The 21,812-nt window shown below is 72.8% G+C and carries 19 protein-coding genes; 13 read left to right on the forward strand and 6 right to left on the reverse strand.

What is annotated here, in order from left to right; genetic code table 11:
* Positions 1-37: 37 nt before the first annotated feature.
* Positions 38-556 carry an adenine phosphoribosyltransferase gene (locus tag AC1Q49_RS13670; protein ID WP_060960218.1) on the forward strand — a complete coding sequence of 173 codons (519 nt, stop codon included), beginning with the start codon at positions 38-40 and terminating at the stop codon, positions 554-556.
* Positions 557-566: 10 nt separating this feature from the next.
* Here the strand turns inward: AC1Q49_RS13670 and AC1Q49_RS13675 are convergent, their stop codons facing one another.
* Positions 567-1,619: a LacI family DNA-binding transcriptional regulator gene (locus AC1Q49_RS13675; protein WP_492492795.1), complete on the reverse strand. Its 1,053-nt coding sequence runs from the start codon at positions 1,617-1,619 to the stop codon at positions 567-569.
* A gap of 150 nt (positions 1,620-1,769) precedes the next feature.
* Between AC1Q49_RS13675 and AC1Q49_RS13680 the strand changes: the two genes are divergently transcribed.
* From AC1Q49_RS13680 to AC1Q49_RS13705, 6 genes are read left to right on the forward strand one after another with little or no spacing between them, the layout of a single operon-like run.
* The gene (locus tag AC1Q49_RS13680) at positions 1,770-3,137 is read left to right on the forward strand and encodes an ABC transporter substrate-binding protein (protein WP_232783962.1); all 1,368 of its coding nucleotides are present in this window, start codon (positions 1,770-1,772) and stop codon (positions 3,135-3,137) included.
* A 3-nt stretch (positions 3,138-3,140) separates the two neighbouring features.
* The gene (locus AC1Q49_RS13685) at positions 3,141-4,103 is read left to right on the forward strand and encodes a carbohydrate ABC transporter permease (protein WP_061782430.1); all 963 of its coding nucleotides are present in this window, start codon (positions 3,141-3,143) and stop codon (positions 4,101-4,103) included.
* Positions 4,103-4,927 carry a carbohydrate ABC transporter permease gene (locus tag AC1Q49_RS13690; RefSeq protein WP_101305284.1) on the forward strand — a complete coding sequence of 275 codons (825 nt, stop codon included), beginning with the start codon at positions 4,103-4,105 and terminating at the stop codon, positions 4,925-4,927. The genes AC1Q49_RS13685 and AC1Q49_RS13690 overlap by 1 nt, the downstream gene beginning before the upstream one ends.
* Positions 4,924-5,895: an alpha/beta hydrolase gene (locus AC1Q49_RS13695; protein WP_101305285.1), complete on the forward strand. Its 972-nt coding sequence runs from the start codon at positions 4,924-4,926 to the stop codon at positions 5,893-5,895. The genes AC1Q49_RS13690 and AC1Q49_RS13695 overlap by 4 nt, the downstream gene beginning before the upstream one ends.
* 42 nt (positions 5,896-5,937) lie before the next feature.
* The gene (gene gtfA, locus AC1Q49_RS13700; protein WP_492492798.1) at positions 5,938-7,419 is read left to right on the forward strand and encodes a sucrose phosphorylase; all 1,482 of its coding nucleotides are present in this window, start codon (positions 5,938-5,940) and stop codon (positions 7,417-7,419) included.
* Positions 7,420-7,468: 49 nt separating this feature from the next.
* Entirely contained in the window at positions 7,469-8,974 is a 1,506-nt protein-coding gene (locus AC1Q49_RS13705) for a MinD/ParA family ATP-binding protein (protein ID WP_492492800.1), read from the forward strand.
* Between the two features lie 459 nt (positions 8,975-9,433).
* Here the strand turns inward: AC1Q49_RS13705 and hpxO are convergent, their stop codons facing one another.
* From hpxO to AC1Q49_RS13725, 4 genes are all read right to left on the reverse strand, one after another.
* Positions 9,434-10,624, reverse strand: coding sequence for an FAD-dependent urate hydroxylase HpxO (gene hpxO / locus AC1Q49_RS13710; RefSeq protein WP_492492802.1), 1,191 nt, complete (start codon positions 10,622-10,624; stop codon positions 9,434-9,436).
* A gap of 97 nt (positions 10,625-10,721) precedes the next feature.
* Positions 10,722-11,042: a hydroxyisourate hydrolase gene (uraH, locus tag AC1Q49_RS13715; RefSeq protein ID WP_101305288.1), complete on the reverse strand. Its 321-nt coding sequence runs from the start codon at positions 11,040-11,042 to the stop codon at positions 10,722-10,724.
* The gene (uraD, locus tag AC1Q49_RS13720; protein ID WP_492492805.1) at positions 11,039-11,545 is read right to left on the reverse strand and encodes a 2-oxo-4-hydroxy-4-carboxy-5-ureidoimidazoline decarboxylase; all 507 of its coding nucleotides are present in this window, start codon (positions 11,543-11,545) and stop codon (positions 11,039-11,041) included. The genes uraH and uraD overlap by 4 nt, the downstream gene beginning before the upstream one ends.
* A gap of 1 nt (position 11,546) precedes the next feature.
* A complete protein-coding gene (locus AC1Q49_RS13725) occupies positions 11,547-12,191 on the reverse strand; it encodes a helix-turn-helix domain-containing protein (RefSeq protein WP_492492806.1) in 645 nt (214 codons plus the stop codon).
* A 224-nt stretch (positions 12,192-12,415) separates the two neighbouring features.
* Here AC1Q49_RS13725 and allB point away from each other — a divergent pair, with 224 nt between their 5' ends.
* The 5 genes from allB to AC1Q49_RS13750 all read left to right on the forward strand — a co-directional run bounded on the left by allB (position 12,416) and on the right by AC1Q49_RS13750 (position 19,523).
* Complete coding sequence (gene allB / locus AC1Q49_RS13730; RefSeq protein WP_191009361.1) at positions 12,416-13,876, forward strand: allantoinase AllB; 1,461 nt, start codon at positions 12,416-12,418, stop codon at positions 13,874-13,876.
* Complete coding sequence (locus AC1Q49_RS13735; RefSeq protein ID WP_191009362.1) at positions 13,873-15,015, forward strand: acetamidase/formamidase family protein; 1,143 nt, start codon at positions 13,873-13,875, stop codon at positions 15,013-15,015. The genes allB and AC1Q49_RS13735 overlap by 4 nt, the downstream gene beginning before the upstream one ends.
* Positions 15,016-15,373: 358 nt before the next feature.
* Complete coding sequence (locus AC1Q49_RS13740) at positions 15,374-16,957, forward strand: AtzH-like domain-containing protein (RefSeq protein WP_101305293.1); 1,584 nt, start codon at positions 15,374-15,376, stop codon at positions 16,955-16,957.
* Complete coding sequence (locus AC1Q49_RS13745) at positions 16,954-18,234, forward strand: pyridoxal-phosphate-dependent aminotransferase family protein (RefSeq protein ID WP_492492810.1); 1,281 nt, start codon at positions 16,954-16,956, stop codon at positions 18,232-18,234. Before AC1Q49_RS13740 ends, AC1Q49_RS13745 begins: the two co-directional genes overlap by 4 nt.
* Positions 18,231-19,523 (forward strand): allantoate amidohydrolase, encoded by a 1,293-nt coding sequence (locus tag AC1Q49_RS13750; RefSeq protein WP_101305295.1) that lies wholly within the window; start codon positions 18,231-18,233, stop codon positions 19,521-19,523. Before AC1Q49_RS13745 ends, AC1Q49_RS13750 begins: the two co-directional genes overlap by 4 nt.
* 118 nt (positions 19,524-19,641) lie before the next feature.
* On the opposite strand, the gene AC1Q49_RS13755 is transcribed toward AC1Q49_RS13750, so the two are convergent.
* A complete protein-coding gene (locus AC1Q49_RS13755; RefSeq protein WP_060959426.1) occupies positions 19,642-20,259 on the reverse strand; it encodes an LOG family protein in 618 nt (205 codons plus the stop codon).
* A gap of 93 nt (positions 20,260-20,352) precedes the next feature.
* Between AC1Q49_RS13755 and AC1Q49_RS13760 the strand changes: the two genes are divergently transcribed.
* The gene (locus AC1Q49_RS13760; protein WP_492492813.1) at positions 20,353-21,729 is read left to right on the forward strand and encodes an amidohydrolase family protein; all 1,377 of its coding nucleotides are present in this window, start codon (positions 20,353-20,355) and stop codon (positions 21,727-21,729) included.
* Positions 21,730-21,812 lie beyond the last annotated feature (83 nt).

Here is a 21,812-nt window from a genome sequence, read left to right on the forward strand (position 1 = left end):
CGCGGGGGCCGCGCGTACCGGCGGCTAGCCTTGACCGGTGACTTCCGAGGCTCTCGCCCACGCCGAATCGCTCATCGCCGGCATCCCCGACTTCCCCGAACCGGGGGTGCTGTTCCGCGACATCTCGCCTCTGCTGGCCGACGCCGTCGCCTTGCGCACGGTGGTGGATGCCGTCGTGGAGCCGTTCGCGGGGCGCTTCGACGTCGTGGCGGGCATCGAGGCCCGCGGTTTCATGCTCGCCGGAGCCGTTGCGATCGCGGCCGGCGTCGGTATGGCGCCGATCCGGAAGGCGGGGAAGCTGCCCCGTCCCGCGGCGTCGGTCGCCTACGCGCTCGAGTACGGCACGGCCGAGATCGAGATGAGCGCCGACCTCGCCCCGGGAACGCGCGTGCTGCTCGTCGACGACATCCTCGCGACCGGCGGCACCCTGCGCGCGGGGCAGCAGCTCCTGGACGAGCTGGGGCTGCAGCTGGCGGGAACCGCCGTGCTCATGGAGCTGGTCGAGCTCGGCGGCCGCGAGGTCTGCGGCCCGGTCCACTCGGTGTTCCGGGTCTGAGGTCCCCCGGTCAGCCGCGCTCGGCGACCGACTCGCGCGTGCGCAGCGGCAGCGGGATCAGGTGCACGGCCGCGCCGGGGCCCGCGGCCTCGTCCCCGTCGTCGCGGGCGCGCTCGATCAGGTCGATGAGCTCGTCGGTCGCCCGCCGGCCGAGCGCCCGTTGCGGGAACGCGAACGTCGTGAGCCCGGGTCGCAGCCAGCGCGCGAACGGGGTGTCGTCGAACGACAGCACCGACACGTCGTCGGGCACCCGTACCCCGGCCTCCTGCAGCGCCTGGTACGCGCCCATCGCGAGCCGGTCGTTGAAGCACAGTAGGGCATCGGCGGGCTCGCCCCGTTCGACGAGCGCCGTGGTCAGGCGGAAGCCCTCGGGCGGCAGCCACTGGCTGGCCGGCTGAGCGGATGCCACGCGCAGCCCCTCCTCGGCCAGCACGTCCAGCACGCCGCGCAGGCGCTGCGCGGCGGCGAGGGCGAACGGGTGCGCGTGCGCCGGGTCGTCCCCGACGCCGATGAGGTGGATGCGGCGGTGGCCCGTGTCGACCAGCAGGCGCGCCGCCTCGCGGCCGGCGCGGTACTCGTCGGGCAGCACCTGCACGAGATCGGTCTCGCCGTCGGGTTCGATGTTGAGCAGCACCGTCGGCATCCGCGTCGCGGCGGTGGGGATCGTGCGGGCGTGGGTGAGCATGGTGGCGAGCACGATGCCGTCGACCTGGCGGTCGAACATCGCGTCGAGCAGGTCGCGTTCGAGCTGGCCGTCGCCGCCCGTCTCGCCGACGAAGACCATGTAGCCCCGGGCGCGGGCGGCCTCGATGGCGCCGCGGATCATCTCGCCCGCCAGCTGCGACGACGCGACCGAGTCCGAGACGAAGCCGAGCGTGCGCGTGGAGCCGGTGCGCAGGCCGGCCGACAGCGCGTTCGGCCGGTACCCGAGCCGGCGGGCCGCCTCGCGCACGCGCTCCTGCGCCGTGGCGGAGATGCGCAGCTCGTCGGCGCGGCCCGCCAGCACGAGCGAGGCCGTGGATGCCGCGACCCCCGCCTCCTGTGCGACCTGCGACAGGGTCACCCGTTTCCTGACCACGCGGTCCTCCCTGATTCCGTCGTCGGCGTCCCCGGTTCGATGAGGGGGTTGCGCGCGTCGATCTCCGCTAGTACGTTTTAGCACGCGAGCTGAATCGGTATAGCAGCAAACTCCATCCTCGCACCGAGAAACTGCATGGAAAGGCAGACAATGATGTCGAACACGAAGCGCATGCGCGCCTCCGCTGTCGTCGCCACGACCGTGATCGCAGGAGTGGCCCTCACCGCCTGCGCTCCTCCCGGGGCCGACACCTCCAGCACCCCGGCCGCGTCCAGCGACGTGGTCCTGAGCTGTGGAACCGATCCGGTCACCCTCAGCGCGTACGTCGAGACCGGATTCCCGCTGTTCAACGACCTCACGGCGGAGTTCACCAAGCAGTTCCCGAACGTCACGTTCGACACGCGTGAAGACCAGTTCGCGGTCATCACGCAGAACGCCCCGCGTGTGCTCGTCGACTCGCCGCCGGACATCATGCGCCTGCCCACGATCGTCGACCTCGTGAACGACAACCTGCTCTACAACCTCGACGGCTACGCCAAGGGCTACGGGTGGGACCAGTGGCCGTCGTCGCAGCTCGAGCAGCTGCGGGTCAACGACAAGGGTCAGCGCGGCGACGGCTCCCTCTACGCGATGGGCGTCAACTACTCGGTCACCGGCGTCTTCTACAACAAGAAGCTCGCCGCGCAGATCGGCATGACCTCCGCCCCGACGACGCTCGACGAGTTCGACTCCTACCTGAAGAAGGCGAAGGATGCCGGGATCACGCCGATCGCGCAGTTCAACGGCGGGGCGACCGGCGGGCTCGCCTTCCCGCTCCAGGCGCTGATGGCCAGCTATGGCAAGCCGAGCGCGATCAACGACTGGATCTTCCTCAAGGACGACGCCACGATCGACACTCCGGAGAACGTCAAGGCCGCGGAGCACCTCGACTCGTGGATCACGGCGGGCTACTTCGCCGACGACGCCAACTCGATGGACTACTCCCAGATGATCAGCCGCTTCACGAGCGGCCAGAGCCTGTTCATCTTCGACGGCGACTGGGAGTCGGGCAACTTCGACACCCAGATGCCCGGCGACGTGGGCTTCTTCCTGTCGCCCCCGCTCGAGGCGGGCGGCCAGAACGGCGCCATGTCGGCTCCGCTCACCTACGGCGTGTCGGCGAAGGCCGCGCACCCCGACTGCGCCGCGTTCTTCTTCAACTGGGTCGCGACGAACGAGACGGCGCGCACCATCGCGGTGGAGAAGGGCGGATCGCACCCCATGGGTCCCGCCGACGCCTTCATGCCCGCCGTCAAGGAGGGCACCGTGACGGCCGAGACCCTGGCCGCGGGCGCGCAGCTCTCGCAGAACAACGGTTCGATGGACTTCATCGCCAACGCCACCGGCTCGATCTACGCGAAGAGCCTCACGCCGAACCTGCAGGAGCTGTTCGCGGGCAAGCAGACCCCGGCGGGCCTTCTGACCCAGGTGCAGACCGATTATCTGAGCAGCAAGAAGGGCTGACCCATGAGCACGTCCACGCAGCCCGGGCAGGCCCGGGCTGCGCGGGACCGTGCGGCCGCCCCGGCCCGCGACCACCGCGCTCGACGCGCGCGGTGGTCGCGGGAGGCGGTTGTCGGTCTCGCGCTGATCGCACCCGCCTTCGTCTTCTACGCGCTCTTCGTGCTCGTGCCGCTCGCCTCGACGGTGCAGTACTCGTTCTACGACTGGAACGGGGTCACGACCGCCACGTGGGCGGGGCTCGACAACTACGTGCGGATCTTCACCGACGCGCAGCTGCTCGGACCCATCGTCAACGCGCTGACGCTCATCCTGTACTTCTCGATCATCCCGGTGACCGTCGGGCTCGTCGCCGCTGCGCTGATCCGCAAGCTCGGGGGCAGTCGTCTGGCCTCCGTGTCACGCACCGTCCTGTTCCTCCCGCAGGTCATCCCGCTGGTCGCCGCCGGCATCATGTGGACGTGGCTGCTGGCCGCCGACGGTGCGGTCAACCAGTTCCTCAGCGCGATCGGGCTCGGCGGGATCACCCGCGCGTGGCTCGGCGACTTCGACACCGCTCTGCCCGCCGTCGGCGTGATCGGCGCGTGGGTCTCGCTCGGCCTGTGCATGCTGCTGCTGCTCGCCGGCATGACCAAGATCGATCCCGCCCTCTACGAGGCCGCGCGCATCGACGGCGCGGGGCCCATCCGCGAGTTCTTCACGGTGACCCTGCCCGCCATCCGGCAGGAGCTCGGCGTCGCCGTGCTCATCACCGTCATCGGGGCCCTGCGCAGCTTCGACATCATCTACATCTCCACCCAGGGCGGCCCCGGCCGTAGCACGATGGTGCCGGGTCTGGAGATCTACTACCTCGCGTTCTTCGAGCGGCAGGTCGGCCAGGCCTCCGCCCTCGCGGTCGTGCTCACCCTGCTCGTGCTCGCCGTCGTGCTGCCGCTGAACAAGCTCACCCGCGGAAAGGACGAGAGCTGATGAAGACCTCCGCCGTCGAGGTGTGGACCGGCCGCCTCCTGCTCATCGTCGTCATGGCGCTGACGATCATCCCGTTCATCTCACTGTTCGTGACCGCGCTGCACGCCCCCGGGACCTACCCGGCGGGGCTGTCCTGGCCCGACGAGCCGCACTGGGACAACTTCCTCCTCGCGTTCCAGTCGGCCGACATGCTGAAGATGCTGGGCTCCAGCATCCTCATCGAGCTCGGCGTCGTGCCCGTGAGCCTGTTCGCCGCGACGCTCGCCGGCTTCGCGCTCGGGCACCTCAAGGTGCCGCTGTCGCGCACCCTCTTCGTCGTGTTCGTGCTGGGGCTGACCCTCCCGATCGAGGGCATCATCGTGCCGATCTACTACCAGATCCGCAGCTACGGGCTCCTCAACACCCAGTGGGCGATCGTCCTGCCGCTGATCGGTCTGTTCATGCCGTTCGCCGTCATGTGGATGCGGGCGCACTTCGTCAACATGCCCCACGAGCTGACCGAGGCCGCCCGCACCGACGGCGCCAGCACCTGGCAGCTGTTCTGGCGCATCCACGTGCCGCTGTCGGGTCCGGCGATCTCCTCGCTCGCGATCCTGCTGTTCCTGTGGACGTGGAACCAGTTCCTCCTCGCGATCGTGCTCGTCGACGACCCGACCAAGCGGACGATGGCCGGTGCCCTCGGCGCGTTCCAGGGTCAGTGGGGCACCGACATCCCGCTGCTGTGCGCCGGGTCGATCCTGATCCTGCTGCCGACCCTGATCGTGTTCCTGGTGTTCCAGCGGCAGTTCGTCGCGGCGCTGCTCCAGGGTGCGGTGAAGGGATGACGCCGCCGCCGTCGGCCCGCCCGCGGCCGCCGCTCGACCCGGGTGTCGCCCGCGCCTTCGACGAGCTCGACGACATCGTCGTCTCGATCACCCCCGACGACATCGTGCGGGTGCGCGAGAGCGCGACGGTGGCACCGATGACGGACCTCACGCAGCACGGAGCGTTCACGCGCGCCGCGCGCACGATCCCGGGCGCGACGGGCGACGTGGCCGTCGTGGTCTCGCTGCCGGTGGAGTGCCCCCGCCCGGTACCCGTGCTGCTGCACCTGCACGGCGGCGGCCTCGTGTCGGGCACCCCCGATTCGGAGATGCCCGCCGTGACCGCGATGGCCGACCGCGTCGGCTGCGCCGTGGTGTCGGTCGACTACCGGCTCGCTCCCGAGCACCCCTTCCCCGCCGCGCTCGACGACGCCATGGCCGCCCTGCGGTGGCTGGCCGGGCCCGACGCGCCCGCGCAGATCGACCCCGACCGCATCGTCCTCACCGGGGTGAGCGCCGGGGCGGGCCTCGCGGCGGCGCTCGCGCTGTACGCCCGCGACCACGGCGGTCCCCGGCCGGCCGGCCTGCTGCTGCAGGCGCCGATGCTCGACCACCGGTCGGCGTCGGCGTCGGCGATCCAGATGGCGGGCCACGGGTCGTGGGACCGCGCGGCCAACGAGGTCGCCTGGGCCGCGTACCTCGGCGGCGCCGACGGAGCCGGGCGCGTGTCGGCCTACGCCTCGCCCGCGCTCGCCGACGACCTCGCGGGTCTGCCGCCGACCTTCATCGACGTCGGCTCCGCCGAGACCTTCCGCGACGAGTGCGTCGCGTTCGCCGATGCCATCTGGCGCGCGGGGGGCGACGCGGAGCTGCACGTGTGGCCGGGCGGCACGCACGCGTTCGACCTGATGGCGCCGTGGCTGCCGCTGTCGCGCGAAGCCCGCCGCGCTCGCCGCGCGTGGCTGCGACGTCTCCTCCGGCGCGCGTAGCGCTCCGCATCCCACCCGAGAACCCAGAGAGAGAACCCCGTCATGAACGGCACGCCCCCGCAGCTGATCACCTACGTCGACCGCCTCGCCGGAACCGTCGCCGGCGTGCAGGAGATGCTCGACACGCGACTGTCGGGGATGTTCGGCGGCATCCACCTCCTGCCCTACTTCACCCCGTTCGACGGCGTCGACGCGGGCTTCGACCCCCGCGACCACACCCGCATCGATCCGCGGCTGGGCACGTGGGACGACGTCCGCGCGCTCAGCGGCGACGCCGTCGTGATGAGCGACGTGATCGTCAACCACGTCTCGGCCGACTCCGACGCCTTCCTGGACGTGCGCCGTCGCGGCGACGCCTCGCCCTGGGCGCCGATGTTCCTCACGCTCGACGCCGTCTTCCCGGACGGCGCCCGCGAGGACGACCTGGCCCGCATCTACCGCCCGCGGCCCGGCCTGCCGTTCACCGTGATGGAGCTGGGCGGGCGCAAGCGTCTCGTCTGGACGACCTTCACCGCCGACCAGGTCGACATCGACCTGCGCACCGAGGTCGCCTGGGACTACCTCACCTCGGTGCTCGACGCGCTCGGCGCCGCCGGTGTCACGATGCTGCGCCTGGATGCCGTGGGCTACACGGGCAAGGAAGCGGGCACCGACTGCTTCATGACGGCATCCACCGATCGGTACACGCGGCGCATCCTCGAGCTCGCCCACGACCGCGGCATGCAGGTGCTGCTCGAGGTGCACGGCCACTTCACGCAGCAGATCGACATCGCCCGCAGCGTGGACTACGTCTACGACTTCGCGCTGCCGCCGCTGCTGCTGCACGCTCTGCACGCGCACGACCTGCGTCCCCTCGCGCAGTGGCTCGACGTGCGCCCCGCCAACACGATCACGGTGCTCGACACGCACGACGGCATCGGCATCGTCGACGTGGGCGAGAGCGACCTGAAGCCGGGGGTCCCGGGGCTGCTCGCGCCGGCGCAGATCGACGCGCTCGTCGAGGCGATCCACGACGCGAGCGGCGGCACGAGTCGCCTCGCGACGGGAGCCGCGGCATCCAACCTCGACCTGTACCAGGTGAACTGCACCTACTACGACGCCGTGGGCGCCGACGACCGCGCCTACCTGCTCGCCCGACTCGTCCAGCTCATGGTGCCCGGTGTCCCGCAGGTGTACTACGTGGGACTGTTCGGTGGCCGCAACGACGTCGAGCTGCTGCGCGCGACGGGGGTCGGCCGCGACGTGAACCGCCACCACTACACCGCCGACGAGATCGACCTCGAGCTCGAACGCCCCGTCGTGCGGGCGCTGGGGGAGCTGCTGCGTCTGCGGGCGGCCCATCCCGCCTTCGACGGCACGTTCACGGCCGACCTCGCCGACACCCGTGGCCTGCTCCGGTGGGAGCAGGGCGCGCATCGTGTGACGGTGGAGCTCGACGTCGCAGAGCGCAGCTTCACGCTGACGGCGACCGACGGGGATGCCGACTGGCGACGCACCGTCGACGAGCTGCTCGCCGGGGCGTGAGAGCCCCCTTCCCGGGTGTTGTGCGGGCGTCGATGGGATACTCGTAGGCGTGACCTACGAACCGACCGTCCTCGTCACCTCGCAGACCGCCGCCGAGATCCATCTCGCCGGTGAGGTCGACGAGGTCTTCGCCTCGACGCAGGAAGGGCTGCGCAGTCGCATCGTGGAGTCCATCCGCCTGATGGCCGCGTCGGCCGGCGAGCCGGTGACCGCCACGGTCGTCGACGGCGCCACCCGGTGGGCGCTCGTCGTCAGCCCCGACGGCAGCTTCACGGAGGCCACGGCCCCGGCTGCGTCTTCCGCTCCGGCTGTGGCTTCCGCTCCGGCCGCGGTTTCCGCTCCGGCGGCTTCGGTTTCCGCTCCGGCCGCGACCCCCGGGGCCGAGGACGTCTCCTCCGTCGCGGCATCCTCGGTCGCCGCCCCCATCTCGGCGGTGCCGCTGTCGCCGGCCGCCGCTGCCGCGGTCGCGGAGCCGGTTCCGGCGGAGACCGCCGCGGAGCCCGTGGCCGCCGCCCCGGCGACGTCGGCGACGACCGCCGTTGCGACGGCGACGGTCGACGGACCGCTGCGCAGCGGTGCGACGCGGCGGGAGGGCGCTCAGCGCAGCCCCGCGCAGCGCGCGACGCCGACGGTCGACGACCTGCTCAACTCCCGAGCCGATCGGGCGCGGCCGCGTGCGACCGAGGGTTGGCGCGGCGCGATCCGGCGTCTGACCGGCGGTGCGATCTCCCCGCGGCCCGGAAAGGCGGAGCAGTCGCGGCTGGATCGCGAGCGCCTCGTGCAGCGACGGCTCGACGCGCCGCGCACGATCGTCGTCCTCAACCCCAAGGGCGGTGCGCACAAGACGACGTCGACGCTGCTGCTCGCCGCCACCTTCGGCACCCAGCGCGGCGGTGCGACCCTCGCGTGGGACAACAACGAGACCCGGGGCACGCTCGGCTGGCGCGCGCAGCACGCCCCCCACCACCGCACGGCCGTCGACCTGCTCGACGACCTCGACCGCTTCACGACGCCCGACCGTGCCAGCCTCGCCGCCCTCGACACCTACGTGCGCACGCAGGTCGACGCGCGGTTCGATGTGCTGGCGTCCGACGAGGATGCCGCGGCATCCTCGACCATCGACGCCGCCGGATTCGATCGCCTGCACGACGTGCTGTCGCGCTACTACCGCCTGCTGATCGTCGACACCGGCAACAACATGCGCGCGTCGAACTGGGTCGCGGCCGTCGCCGCCGCCGACCAGCTCGTCATCGTCTCGACCGTGCGCGAGGACACGGCGGCCAGCGCCGCGTGGCTCCTCGACGGCCTGCGCGAGAAGGGCTTCGATCACAAGATCGACGAGGCGGTGACGATCCTCGCCGCCCCGTCTGCGAAGCCCGACCGCAAGCTCGCCGACCGCCTCGAGCGCCACTTCGCGCAGGTGACCGCCGAGGTCGTGCACGTGCCGTTCGACGCCGCCCTGGTCGACGGCGGCCCGATCGACTTCGACGCGCTCTCGCCCGAGAGCCGCGACGCGTGGCTCACCGTCGCGGCCTCCATCGCCCGCCGCCTCTGACCCCTCCGCGCGCTAGCTGCGCCGCCCGCTGCGCGCTGCGGCGCGCTGCGTGCGCAACTGCAAGGTCGCAGCCGCGACACCCCGTGCCGGTGCCCCTGCGCGGCGGCGTGTCGCGCGGCATCCCTTGCAGTTCGGTTGGGAGGGGCGATGGCTGATGCCGCCGCATCGAGCGGATGCCGCCGCCCGGCCGTCGCCCTTCCGTCGCCCACCAACATGCGCAACTGCAAGGTCGCAGCGGCGACACCCCGCGCGGGTGGCCCTGCGCGGCGGCGTGTCGCGCGGGATCCCTTGCAGCTCGGTCGGGACGGGCGATGGCGGATGCCGCCGCCCGCCAACATGCGCAACTGCAAGGTCGCAGCGGCGACACCCCGCGCCGGTGCCCCTGTGTAGCGGCGTGTCGCGCGGCATCCCTTGCAGTTCGGTCGGGAGGGCACCGGCCCACCCGCCCCAGCGACCCGCTCAGCCGAGCAGCAACCCGCCGCCGAGGTTGACGGGGCTGTCCTCGATGTTGCCGACGATGCCGCGGATGATGCCGGCGCCGTCGGTGCCGCGCAGGCTCTCGTACCAGGCGTCGGTCACGGCGGGGTCGAAGGCGTGCGTCTCCCACCCGCGCTTGCGTGCCCGCAGCACGAGCTCGCCCGCCCGCTCGACCCGCATCGCGGCGTAGCGGCGGAGGGTATCGGCGACGTCGAGCGTGTTGGTGGCGAACGCGATGCCGAGGGCGAAGGCGTCCTCGAGCGCCGAGCACGCTCCCTGGCCGATGTCGGGGGCGGTGTTGTGCGCGGCATCCCCGAGGATGGCGACCCGCCCCTTCGTCCAGGTGTCGAACGGGGTGATGTCCCAGATCTCCACGCGGTTGAGCGAGGTCGCGGGGTCGATCGCGGAGAGCAGCTCTTGCACGCCGGGCGCCCAATCGCCGAACGCCTCGAGCAGAGGGGTGAGGTCGCCCCGCTCGTAGGGGAGTCCCGACGGCTGCGGGATGTCGAACCAGAAGTAGAAGCGGTCGCCCGCGATCGGCATGACGGCGGCGCGCTTGCCCTCGGCGACGTAGGTCGTCCAGGCGGTGGCGCGCCCGATGGTCTCCGACGCCGGCACGAGCCCGTTGAGGTTCGTGTATCCCGAGTACTCCCGCTCGATCGGCGGCGCCCCGTCGGGCTGCACGTAGGCGCGCACGATCGAGCGCGCGCCGTCGGCCCCGATGAGCATGTCGGCCGTGTCGGTGGTGCCGTCGGCGAACGTCGCGGTCACGGTCGTGCCGTCGTCGGAGACGTCGGTCAGTCGCTTGCCGAGGTGGATGCCGCCGAGGCCGAACCGCTCCATCAGCAGCGCCTGCAGGTCGGCGCGCGCGACGGGGTAGGGTTTCTGCCCGGTCTGGGCCGTGACGGGCGCGAGCGAGAAGTCGCACATCGTCTCGCCGGTGTGCCCGTCGAGGTAGACCATGTCGGCCATGTCGCCGCCGAGAGCTGCGACCTCGTCGCCGAGTCCGAGCCAGTTGAGCACCTTCACGCCGTTGGGCCACAGTGACAGCGCCGCGCCCACGGGCCGGTTCTCGCGCATCTGGTCGTAGATGACGACCTCGTGCCCGAGTCTCTGCAGCGCGATCCCCGCGCTCGTTCCCCCGACACCGGCTCCGACGACGATCACCTTCATGTCCGTCACGCTACGGATGCCGTGTCACCGCGACGTTTCCCCCGGGTAACCGCGCGGCATCCCGCGCCCGGGGCGGTCCCGCCGGAGCCGGAGCGGATCAGGTGCCGCGGTACGTGGAGTAGGCGAAGGGGCTCAGCAGCAACGGCACGTGGTGGTGCCGGCCGTCGGCGACCGCGAAGGTCACGGTGACCGAGGGGTAGAAGGTGGCGGTGTCGCGCGCCGCGAAGTACGCCCCGGTCTGGAACACGAGCGCGTAGGTGCCGGCGGGAAGCTCCTCCGGGCCGAGGGCGAGGCGGCCGTCGACGTCCGTGCTCCCGGCGGCGAGGGCGTCGCCGTCCGCGTCGACGAGGGTCACCTCGACGCCGGATGCCGCGGCCCCGGCGGCCCCGTCCAGCACATGCGTGGTCACGTGGCTCATGCGATCGTCGCCTCCAGTCGTCGCAGCGCGATCTGGCGCAGCTGGTCGAGCGCCTCCGCGGTCTCGGTCTCGTCGTCGTTGTGCAGCCGTCGCTCGAGTTCCGCGCGCATCTCTTCGGGGCTGCGACCCGCGGCGCGGATGAGGAACACCCGGCCGAAGCGCTCCTCGTACGCGGCGTTACCGGCCGCGATCGCGGCGGCCGTCGCGGCCTCCGCGGTCGACATCGAGGCCTGCTCGTGACGCGAGGCGTGCGCCTCGGCGCTCGCGCCCTGCGGTCTGTCGCCGATGCGCGGGTGGTGGGCGAGCGCGCTGTCCAAGTCGGCGCGCGTCCAGGCGCGCGCGAGCTCGTCCGCGCGCGCCTCCAGCGCCGCCCGCGTGCCGTAGGGGCGTCCCGCGACGACCGCGTCGATCCACGCGGGCACGGCGGCCCAGACGCGCACGAGGGAGGCCGCGGCATCCGGGTCGAGGGCGTCGAAGTCGGGGAGGGCGAGGACGTCGGTCATGTCAGTGGGCTCCGTGGACGATGAGCCAGCGGGCGACGGCCGGCTCGGAGGACGTGTTGTGCAGTCGATGCGGACGCGAGCACGGATAGCTGATCGCGTCCCCGGCGCGCAGGACCACGCGCTCGTCGTCGAAGTCGACGGTCAGCTCGCCCGAGACGACCGTGCCGATCTCGTAGCCCTCGTGGCGGAACAGTCCGCCCTCGCCGTGCGCCGTCGCCCCCGGCGGATAGGTCGACTCGAAGTAGTCCACCCCGGGCGTCGCGACCGGGGAGATGCGGCGGAAGGCGACGCCGTCGTCGAGGAGGATCGCCGTGTCGTGGGCGGCGCGGCGCAGCCCGAAGCTCGTCGCGCCCGTCTGGGCCGGTGCGCCGGAGGGGTCGAACACCGACGTCAACGGCACGTCGAGCTCGTCGGTGATGGCGATCAGGCGCGACACGCTCGGCCGCATGACGCCCCGCTCGATCTGCGAGACGGCGCTGGGCGAGATGCCGAGCCGTCTCGCGAGGTCGCGCGCCGACATGCCGCGGGCGATCCGCAGCGCGCGCAGGCGCTCGCCCACGCCGTCGCCGTCTCCGGCGGCCGCGCGATCGGCGGCGTCCGCGGGCGCGGCGATGTGCGACGCGTCGACGGCGGACAGGCGGCTCATGGTCGAGAGCGTAGCGGGCGGCGGCATCCCGTCGGCCCGGTGCCGGGGATTCGACCCGGATTCGTCATCTGTGAAGGGGCGACTTCACATGCTCGTTACACGGGAGACATCCTGCCGCGAAGATGAAGCTATAGCTTCACACTCGAGCCCGGCGCGTCCGGGCGGAAACACCCGCGAAACGACGCCTCGCTAGCGTCGGACCCATTCCCGAGAGAGGCGGCGCCGTGGCAGAGGTGAGGGTGATCCGGGCCGAGCGCGCGTGGATCGACGGAGGGTTCCGCCCCGCGCAGGTGCGCATCGTCGACGGGGTGATCGCAGAGGTGGCCGGTCTCGACGGGTTCGACGGGCCCGGCGGTCTCGACGACGCGGATGCCGCGGCATCCGCCGAGGTCGTGGTGCTCGCTCCCGACGAGGTGCTGCTGCCGGGCCTCGTCGACTCGCACGTGCACCTGGACGAGCCGGGTCGCACCGACTGGGAGGGCTTCGCGACGGGCACCGCCGCCGCGGCCGCCGGCGGCATCACGACCCTGTTCGACATGCCGCTGAACTCGGTGCCGGTGACCACCACGCCCGCGGCGCTCGCCGCGAAGCGGGCCGCCGCGGGCGGAAAGCTCGCCGTGGACGTGGGCTACTGGGGCGGCGCGGTCCCCGAGAACCTCGGCAGCCTGCGTGAGCTGGCCGATGCCGGCGTCGTCGGCTTCAAGTGCTTCCTCGTGCCGAGCGGCATCGACGAGTTCGGACACCTCGACGGCGCGGGCCTGCGCGCCGCGCTGACCGAGCTCGCCGCCTTCGACGGCCTGCTGATCGCCCACGCGGAGGACGAGGCCCACCTGCACGAGGCCGCCGTCGAGGTCGGGGCGGGACCCGACGGAGAGCTCGGTCGTCACTACGACGCGTTCCTGCGCAGCCGTCCGCCCGTCAGCGAGGAGGCCGCGATCGCGGCGGTGATCGACGCGGCCCGGGCCACCGGCGGCCGTGCGCACATCGTCCACGTCGCCGACGGGCACGCGCTCGACCTCATCCGTGCCGCGAAGGCGGAGGGCATCCGACTCACGATCGAGACGTGCCCGCACTACCTCACGCTGTCGGCCGAAGAGGTGCCCGACGGGGCGAGCGCGTTCAAGTGCTGCCCGCCGATCCGCGACCGCGTCAACCAGGACTTGCTGTGGGAAGGCGTCGTCGACGGCACGATCGACGCGATCGTCAGCGACCACTCGCCCGCGACGCTCGCCCTCAAGACCGCGGGCGGCGGCGACTTCGGCCTCGCCTGGGGCGGCATCGCCGGCGTGCAGACGGGCTTCGCGAGCGTCTGGACCGCGGCGGCGCGCCGCGGCATCCCGCTGGAGCGCCTGCTGCCGCTGTTCACGACCGGACCGGCGCGCATCGCCGGGATGCCGGGACTCGGCGTCATCGCGCCGGGCGCGCGGGCGAACCTCACCGTGTTCGCTCCGGAGCGGTCGTGGACGGTCGACGCGCAGCGGCTGCTGTACCGGCACAAGCTGTCGCCGTGGGATGGCCGCGAGCTGCGCGGCGGGGTCGTCGCGACGCTCGTCGGCGGTACCGTCGTGTACCGCGCCGGCGATGACGATGCGCGGGCCCGGCCCGGCGTGGAACTGCTGGCCGGTGCCGGTCCCCGTGCCGGTGCGTTCGCCGGTGACGACGTGCGCGAAGGAGCGACATCATGACCGAGACCCTCGAGATCCTGCAGCCCCGCGAAGGGGCGATCCCCGGCGACCACTACGTCGCGGCATCCCCGGCGACGGTGCTGTGGGGGCGACTGCCCTGCGCCGCGGACGCACCGGTGCTGACGATCGCGGCGGGCGAGACGGTGACCATCGACACCGTGAGCCACGAGGGCATCCTCCCCGATCAGGGGCAGGATCCGCTCGGCTACTTCACGGGGCACGGAGTGGCGGCCGCGCACGTGCTCACCGATGCGATCGAGATCGCCGCCACCGTCCCGCGCGATGCGCTCGCCGACGGCCCGCACGTGGTGACGGGACCCGTCTTCGTCGCGGGCGCCGAGGTGGGCGATCTGCTGAAGATCACCGTCGTCGACCTCGCCCCGCGGGTGCCCTACGGGGTCATCTCCAACCGGCACGGCAAGGGCGCGCTGGTCGGTGTGCTCCCGCGGGGGCCCGGGAACGTCAGCGTGTTCACGCCGGTGTCGGACGGCAGCGGCATCCTGCCCCTGGTCGACGGGGGCGAGCGCGTCGTGCGGTTCCCGCTCGCGCCGTTCCTCGGGACGATGGGTGTCGCCGTCGCCGGCGAGGAGCGGCCGCACTCGGTGCCGCCCGGCGCGCACGGCGGCAACATCGACATCAACCTGCTCGTCGAAGGTGCAGTGCTGTACCTGCCGGTGCAGGTGCCCGGCGCGCTCGCCTACGTCGGCGACCCGCACTTCGCGCAGGGCGACGGGGAGGTGGCGCTGACCGCCCTGGAGGCGTCGCTGCGCGCGACGCTGCGCTTCGACGTGGTGCCGCGGGCCGAGGCCCTCGCCGCGTTCGGCGAGGTGACCGGACCGCTCGTCCGCACCGACGAGTACCTCGTGCCGACCGGGCTCGACGTCGATCTCGACGAGGCGATGCGCAAGGCGGTGCGCGCCGCCCTCGATCTGCTGCAGGCGCGCTACGGCATGGCCGAGCACCTGGCCTACGCCTACCTGTCGGCGGCGACCGACTTCGACATCTCGCAGGTCGTCGACATCGTCTGCGGCGTGCACGCGCGCATCCGCGAGGCGGACTTCGCCGCCGTCCGCCCCGCCGCCGGTCCCGCCGCCGGGTCGGTGCCGGGTGCCTCGGCGCCGTCGGGAGCCCCGGCGTGACCGGGGTGGCGGGGACGGGCGCCGCGGTCGGGGTCCCGAACTCCTCCAACTCGCTGCGGTTGCGGGGCGGGGGCGCCCGGACGCGGCCCGCGCCCCCGCGCGTGGAGGAGTCCGGCGCGCGCGCGGCGCGCGAAGCCCCCGGGCGGGTCATCGGCTGCCCGAGCGACTCCGCGGCGGTCGCGGCGGCGGGTTCGCGTGCCGCGTGCGCCCCGAACTCCTCCATCTCGACCGGATTGCCCGGCCCTGAGCACCTCCCGCGGCCTGCGCGGCCCGCGGTGGAGGAGTTCGGGACACCACCGCCACCACCGCCACCACCGCCACCACCGACGCCACAGCAACACCGGCGGGGAGGCCACCGATGACCGCCGACCAGCCCCTGCCCGACGACCTGCGCGCGGCGTTCGAGGCGTACGAGCGGGCGATCCTGGCGAACGACCTCGACGCCCTGGATGCCGCGTTCGCGCCCGGCGACCGCACTCTCCGCGGCGACGGCGCCGGACTGCTGGTCGGCCACGACGCGATCAGCGCGTTCCGCGGCTCTCGCGGCGGTGTGTCGGCCCGCACCATCGAGCGCGTCGAGTACCGGCCGCTCGCCGACGGGGTCGCGCTCATCGTCGCGGTGTCGCGGTTCGCGACGGGCGGCACCGGTCTGCAGACGCAGGTGTGGGAGCTGATCGACGGCCGGTGGCTCATCACCGCCGCGCACGTCACGCCGCGCTCGGCCGCGTTCGACCGCTCGATCTGGCGTACCGTCGGCGACCCGCTGTACCAGGGCGCGTGGGACGGACCGCTCGCCGGTCTCACCGTGGCCGTCAAGGACCTCTTCGCGATCAAGGGCTATCGCATCGGCGCCGGCAACCCGGCCTATCTCGCCTCGGCTCGCGCCGAGACCACGAGCGCGCCCGCGGTGGGCGATCTGCTGCGCGGCGGGGCATCGCTGCGGGGCATCGCCCGCACCGACGAGTTCGCGTACTCGATCGCCGGCGACAACGCACACTACGGCACCCCGCCCAACGCCGCGGTGCCCGGTGCGCTCCCCGGCGGCTCGTCGAGCGGTCCGGCCTCCGCCGTCGCCCTCGGCCACGCCGACGTCGCCCTCGCCACCGACACCGCCGGGTCGGTGCGGGTGCCGGCGTCGTACCAGGGACTCTGGGGCCTGCGCACGACGCACGACCTCGTGCCGCGCCAGGGCCTGCTCCCGCTCGCGCAGTCGTTCGACACCGTCGGGTGGCTCACCCGCGACGGCGCGACGCTGCAGGCCGTCGCGGACTGGTGCCTGAGCTACGACGGCTCCGACTCGACCGCATCGGTGTTCGGTGCCTCCGGCGACGACCTGCCGTGGCGGTTCCGCGTGCCGGTCGAAGCCCTGGCGGCGGCCGACCCGGCCACGCGCGCGGCGTTCGAGGGGATGCTCGCGGCCTCCGGCCTGCCGGTCGAGGAGATCGCGCTGGGCGACCTCGACGATTACCTCGTGCCGTTCCGGACGGTGCAGGGTGCAGAGGCCTGGCGCAACAACGGCGACTGGCTGCGCGCCCACCCCGGCTCGACCGGGCCCGCCGTGGCCGAGCGCTTCCGGACGGCTGCCGCCGTGACCGCGGCCGACGAGGCCGCGGCCCGCGCCGCCCTCGCCCCGCTGCGCGAGGCACTGCACGCGCACGTCCGCGACGCCGTGCTGCTGCTGCCGACGGTGCCCGGACCGGCGCCATCGCGCGCGGCCACCGGCGCGCAGGTGGATGCCGTCCGCCAGAACACCCTGCGGCTGACCACGCCGGCCGCCGTCGGCGGCCTCCCCGCGCTGTCGGTGCCGGTGCTCACGGTCGCCACCGACCGCGGCGACGCTCCGGTCGGCGTCAGCCTCGTCTCGCGCGCCGGCACCGACATCGCCCTCGTGCGCCTCGGCCGCGCCCTCCACGCCCGCATCACCGAAACGGAATCCGTATGAGCACCACCGCCCTTCCCGGCCCGATCGCCCCGCCCGCCCGCCTGCTCATGGGCCCGGGGCCGATCTCGGCGTACCCGAGCGTCCTCACCGCGATGTCGGCGCCGCTGGTCGGCCAGTACGACCCGTTCATGACGGCGACGATGACCGAGACGCAGGAGCTGTACCGCGGCGTCTGGAGCACGCGCAACGACGCGACCCTGCTCGTCGACGGCACGAGCCGTGCCGGCATCGAGGCCGCGATCGTCTCGCTCGTGAAGCCCGGCGACCGGGTGCTCGTCCCGGTGTTCGGCCGCTTCGGGCACCTGCTGGCCGAGATCGCCGAGCGGGCGCTCGCCGAGGTGCACACGATCGAGACCGACTGGGGTCAGGTGTTCCCGGCATCCGTGATCGAGGAGGCGATCGTGCGCGTGAAGCCGGCGCTGCTCGCCCTCGTGCAGGGCGACACCTCGACCACGATGCTCCAGCCGCTGGAGGATGTCGGCGAGCTCTGCCGCCGCCATGGCGTGCTGTTCTACTCCGACGCCACCGCCTCGCTGGGCGGGAACGCCTTCGAGGCAGACGCCTGGGGACTGGATGCCGCGACCGCCGGGCTGCAGAAGTGCCTGGGGGGTCCGAGCGGATCGTCGCCGATCACGCTGAGCCCGCGGGCGGTGGAGGTCATCCGGGCGCGCAAGAAGGTCGAGGCGGGTATCCGCGAGCCCGGCGACGAGTCGTCGGCCGACTTCGTCCGCTCGAACTACTTCGACCTGGGCCAGATCCTCGACTACTGGGGCCCCCGTCGCCTGAACCACCACACCGAGGCGACGAGCATGCTCTACGGCGCCCGGGAGTGCGCCCGGCTTCTGCTGGTCGAGGGTCGCGAGGCCGTGATCGCCCGCCACGAGCTCGCCGGACGCGCGATGCTCGCCGGTGTCGAGGCGCTCGGCCTCGTCGTGTTCGGCGACGTCGGCCACAAGATGAGCAACGTCGTGGCGGTCGAGATCCCGGAGGGCGTTCCCGGTGATGCCGCCCGGTCGGCCCTGCTCGAGGACTTCGGCATCGAGATCGGCACCTCCTTCGGGCCGCTCCACGGCAAGGTCTGGCGCATCGGCACGATGGGCTACAACGCGCGCAAGGATGCCGTGCTCACCACCCTCGCCGCCCTCGAGAGCGTGCTGCGGCGCTTCGGTGCCGCGGTGCCGGCGGGTGGGGGCGTCGAGGCCGCGGCCGACGTGTTCGCCGCCGCCCCGGCCGCCCTGCACGCCCCTGGCGCGCCCGCTCCCACGGGGGCGCCGTGACCGCGGCATCCCTCCTGCGCGCCGCGCCCGATGACATCGCCGCCGCCGCGCGACGCGTGATGGCCCGGTGCGAGGAGCTCGCGCGGGTGAGCGCGGACGCGGCATCCATCGAGCGCGTCTACCTCTCGCCCGAGCACGCCCGCGTCAATCGGCTGGCGGCGGAATGGATGCGCGAGCTGGGCATGCGCACGTGGCAGGATGCCGCGGGCAACCAGGTCGGCCGGATCGGCGACCCGGCGGCGCCCGCGCTGATGCTGGGCTCGCACCTGGACACGGTGCTCGACGCCGGGCGCTACGACGGCATCGCGGGGGTGCTGATGGCGCTCGAGGTCGTGCGGCTGCTGCGCGTGCCGGCGGGCGAGGGCTGGACCGTGCCGCTGCCGTTCGCGATCGAGGTGGTCGCCTTCTCCGACGAGGAGGGCACCCGGTTCGGCAAGGCGCTGCTCGGATCGTCCGCCGTGGCCGGCACGTGGAACGACGCGTGGTGGGAGCTGGCGGATGCCGACGGCGTGAGCCTGCGCCGGGCGTTCCTCGAGTTCGGGCTCGACCCCGCCCGGGTCGGGGAGGCCGCGCGGCGACCGGACGAGCTGGTGGGGTACCTCGAGGCGCACATCGAGCAGGGGCCCGAGCTCGACCGGGCCGGGGAGCCTCTCGCCGTCGTCTCGTCGATCGCGTCGGCGCGGCGGTTCCAGCTGGTGGTGGAGGGCGAGGCCCGTCACGCCGGGGGGACGCCCTACGACATGCGTCGTGACGCGCTGCTGGGCGCGAGCGAGGCCGCCCTGGCCGTGGAGCGGATCTGCTCCGCCGAGCATCACATCGTCGGCACCGTGGGCCGCTTCGAGGCGTTCCCGGGGGCGGTCAACGTGATCCCGGGTGAGGTGCAGTTCTCGCTCGATCTGCGCGGCGAGTTCGACGGCGAACGCGACCGCGTGTGGGACGCGCTGGCCCGCGAGCTGGACGACATCATGGGTCGCCGCGGACTGCGCTGGCGCTCACGCGAAGTGCACAGCGCGCCGGCGGTGTTCTGCGCGCCCCTGCTGCAGGACGTGGTGGCCGGCGGCATCCGCGCGACCCTCCCGCCGCGGTCGGACGCCCCGCCCGTGATCTTCAGCCGTGCCGGGCACGACGGCATGTCGCTGGGGGCCGTGACCGACGTCGGCATGCTGTTCCTGCGCAACCCCGACGGGGTCAGCCATCACCCCGACGAGTCCGTCTCCGCGGGCGATGTGGCCCACGGCATCCGCGCCCTCGCCGAAGCCGTCCTGCTGCGCGGCCGGGAGCGCGTCTGACCCGCCGCGGGCCGGCCTGACGCCCCGAGAAACACCTTCCGCCCCGAGAAACCCTCGCTGCGGGGGTGTCTCGGCGCGAGAGTGGTTTCTCGCTCCGAGCCGGATGCCGCCGGAAGAGCTAGGGACGCACGGGCAGCGACAGGGCTCCGGTCATCTCGGCGCCGGGCGAGGCCGCGGTGCGCGCCGGGGGTACGTAGTCGCGCAGACGTGCGAGGGCCTCGGTGGCCTCGGTCGCGACGACCAGCATGTCGGTGTAGCGGGGGTGGGTGAAGCCACGGTCGCGCATGTTGGCGACGAACGCGAGCAGCGGGTCGAAGTACCCCTCGACGTTGAGCAGCCCCACGGGCTTGTCGTGGATGCCGAGCTGCGCCCACGTCCACTGCTCGGTGAGCTCTTCGAGGGTCCCCGGTCCGCCGGGAAGCGCCAGGAAGGCATCGGCGCGGTCGGCCATGAGCATCTTCCGCTCGTGCATCGTGTCGACGAGGATCAGCTCGGTCAGGTCCTCGTTGACGGCTTCGCGCGCCTGCAGCGCCCGCGGAATCACTCCGGTGACCTCCGCGCCGGCCGCGAGGGCGGCATCCGCCACCGTGCCCATCAGTCCGACGTGGCCGCCGCCGTAGACGAGCGCCATGCCGGAGCGTCCGATCGCCGTGCCGACGGCGCGGGCCGCCTCGACGTAGACCGGGTCGAAGCCCGGGGAGGATCCGCAGAAGACCGTGACCGTGAATCGCGACATGCACAGACGCTAATCCGCCCGTGTTTCCGGGCCGTGCACGGGTGTTTCCGTGCCGTGACAGGTCGGAAACATGGCCTGATTAGCGTGCAGAGCATGTCGCTCCTCGTCACGCACGCCCGTCTGATCACCGTCCCCGCCGGCACGGATGACCCGGGCTACATCGAGGACGGCTGGATGCTGGTGGGCGACGACGGCCGCATCGCCGCGCTCGGTGCGGGCACGCCGCCCCTCGCGACGATCGCGGACGAGACGCTCGACGTCGCGGGAGCCTTCGTCGCACCGGGGTTCGTGTCGAGCCACTCGCATCTGTTCACGAGCGGCCTGCGCGGGCTCGGCGTCGCCGACACCCTCTACGGCTGGTGCGACGCGATGCTCGGCACCACCGCGCACATGAGCGCCGACCAGCTCTACTGGGCGACGCTGCACGGCTCGCTCGACTTCCTGTCGAACGGGGTCACGACGGCGTACAACTTCACCGACCCGCTGCAGGCCTGGGAGCCGATGGTCGACGGCAAGCGCACCGGCACCGCGGGCCTCCGGGGCCTCGAGTACCACTGGCGTCAGGCCGACGGCACGCGCGACGCCGGCATCCGTTTCGTGGATGCCGCAGGCATGGACGTCACCGCCGGCACCCCCGAGGAGGTCTTCGACCGCTTCGCCGCGGAGGTCGCCCACACCCGCACGTTCGATGCCGACTTCGCCCTCGGCTCGTCGATCATGGGCCAGGTGCAGTGGTCGCCGCATCCGGATGCGGCGGCGTTCGAGGTCGAGGCGATGCGCCGGTTCGGGGTCACCAACCAGGCCCACTTCCTGGAGTCGCCGGAGGCCGTCGAGCACCAGCAGTCGAAGTTCGCGCTCTACCGGGATGCCGGCGCCCTCGGGCTCGGGCTCGTGTTCGGCCACTTCATCCAGACGACCCCCGAGATCATCGCGGAGTCGGTCGCCGGAGGTGCGGCGATGTCGTGGCAACCGGCATCCAACGGGCGCCTCGCGTCGGGGACCGCGCTCGTACCCGAAATGCTCGAGATGGGGATGAAGGTCGGCGTCGGCCTCGACGACCAGGCCTGCACCGACGTGAGCGACCCCTGGCAGAACATGCGCATCGGCATCTACGCGCAGCGGGCGCGCACGAAGGACCCGCTGTCGATGATGCCCGAGCGGATGCTGCGCCTGCACACCCTGGGCTCCGCGGAGATCATGGGCGTCGCCGATCGGGTCGGCTCGCTCGAGGTCGGCAAGTTCGCCGACTTCGTGGTGGTCGACCCGCGCCGCCCCGACGTCGGACCGCTCTGGCATCCCGTGCGCTCGTACGTGCTGGCGATGAGTCCGCGAAACCTCAAGGCCGTCTACGTCGGCGGGCGTCTCGTCAACGCGGACGGGGTCTCGACCAACCCGCTGGCCGAGGAGGCGTCGGCGAAGGTGCACGAACTGCCCGCGGCCGTCCTCCCGCTGCGCGGCCACCCGCACTGACCCCGCCGGGCTCGGTCGCCCCGCACCGCCGGGCGTGGCCCTCGCCCGCTGCCCGCTGCCCGCCCCAGGTCGACCCCGTCCAC

It is taken from the genome of Microbacterium sp. MPR-TSA4 (genome assembly GCF_058792815.1).

Excerpts from the sequence above, each read along its gene's own strand:
- AC1Q49_RS13680 (WP_232783962.1), top strand. The coding sequence starts at position 1,770 with ATGGAAAGGCAGACAATGATGTCGAACACGAAGCGCATGCGCGCCTCC.
- hpxO (WP_492492802.1), bottom strand. The coding sequence starts at position 10,624 with ATGAAGGTGATCGTCGTCGGAGCCGGTGTCGGGGGAACGAGCGCGGGG.
- AC1Q49_RS13760 (WP_492492813.1), top strand. The coding sequence starts at position 20,353 with ATGTCGCTCCTCGTCACGCACGCCCGTCTGATCACCGTCCCCGCCGGC.
- AC1Q49_RS13695 (WP_101305285.1), top strand. The coding sequence starts at position 4,924 with ATGACGCCGCCGCCGTCGGCCCGCCCGCGGCCGCCGCTCGACCCGGGT.
- AC1Q49_RS13685 (WP_061782430.1), top strand. The coding sequence starts at position 3,141 with ATGAGCACGTCCACGCAGCCCGGGCAGGCCCGGGCTGCGCGGGACCGT.
- AC1Q49_RS13755 (WP_060959426.1), bottom strand. The coding sequence starts at position 20,259 with ATGTCGCGATTCACGGTCACGGTCTTCTGCGGATCCTCCCCGGGCTTC.
- gtfA (WP_492492798.1), top strand. The coding sequence starts at position 5,938 with ATGAACGGCACGCCCCCGCAGCTGATCACCTACGTCGACCGCCTCGCC.
- AC1Q49_RS13690 (WP_101305284.1), top strand. The coding sequence starts at position 4,103 with ATGAAGACCTCCGCCGTCGAGGTGTGGACCGGCCGCCTCCTGCTCATC.
- AC1Q49_RS13725 (WP_492492806.1), bottom strand. The coding sequence starts at position 12,191 with ATGAGCCGCCTGTCCGCCGTCGACGCGTCGCACATCGCCGCGCCCGCG.
- uraD (WP_492492805.1), bottom strand. The coding sequence starts at position 11,545 with ATGACCGACGTCCTCGCCCTCCCCGACTTCGACGCCCTCGACCCGGAT.
- AC1Q49_RS13740 (WP_101305293.1), top strand. The coding sequence starts at position 15,374 with ATGACCGCCGACCAGCCCCTGCCCGACGACCTGCGCGCGGCGTTCGAG.
- AC1Q49_RS13745 (WP_492492810.1), top strand. The coding sequence starts at position 16,954 with ATGAGCACCACCGCCCTTCCCGGCCCGATCGCCCCGCCCGCCCGCCTG.
- uraH (WP_101305288.1), bottom strand. The coding sequence starts at position 11,042 with ATGAGCCACGTGACCACGCATGTGCTGGACGGGGCCGCCGGGGCCGCG.
- AC1Q49_RS13735 (WP_191009362.1), top strand. The coding sequence starts at position 13,873 with ATGACCGAGACCCTCGAGATCCTGCAGCCCCGCGAAGGGGCGATCCCC.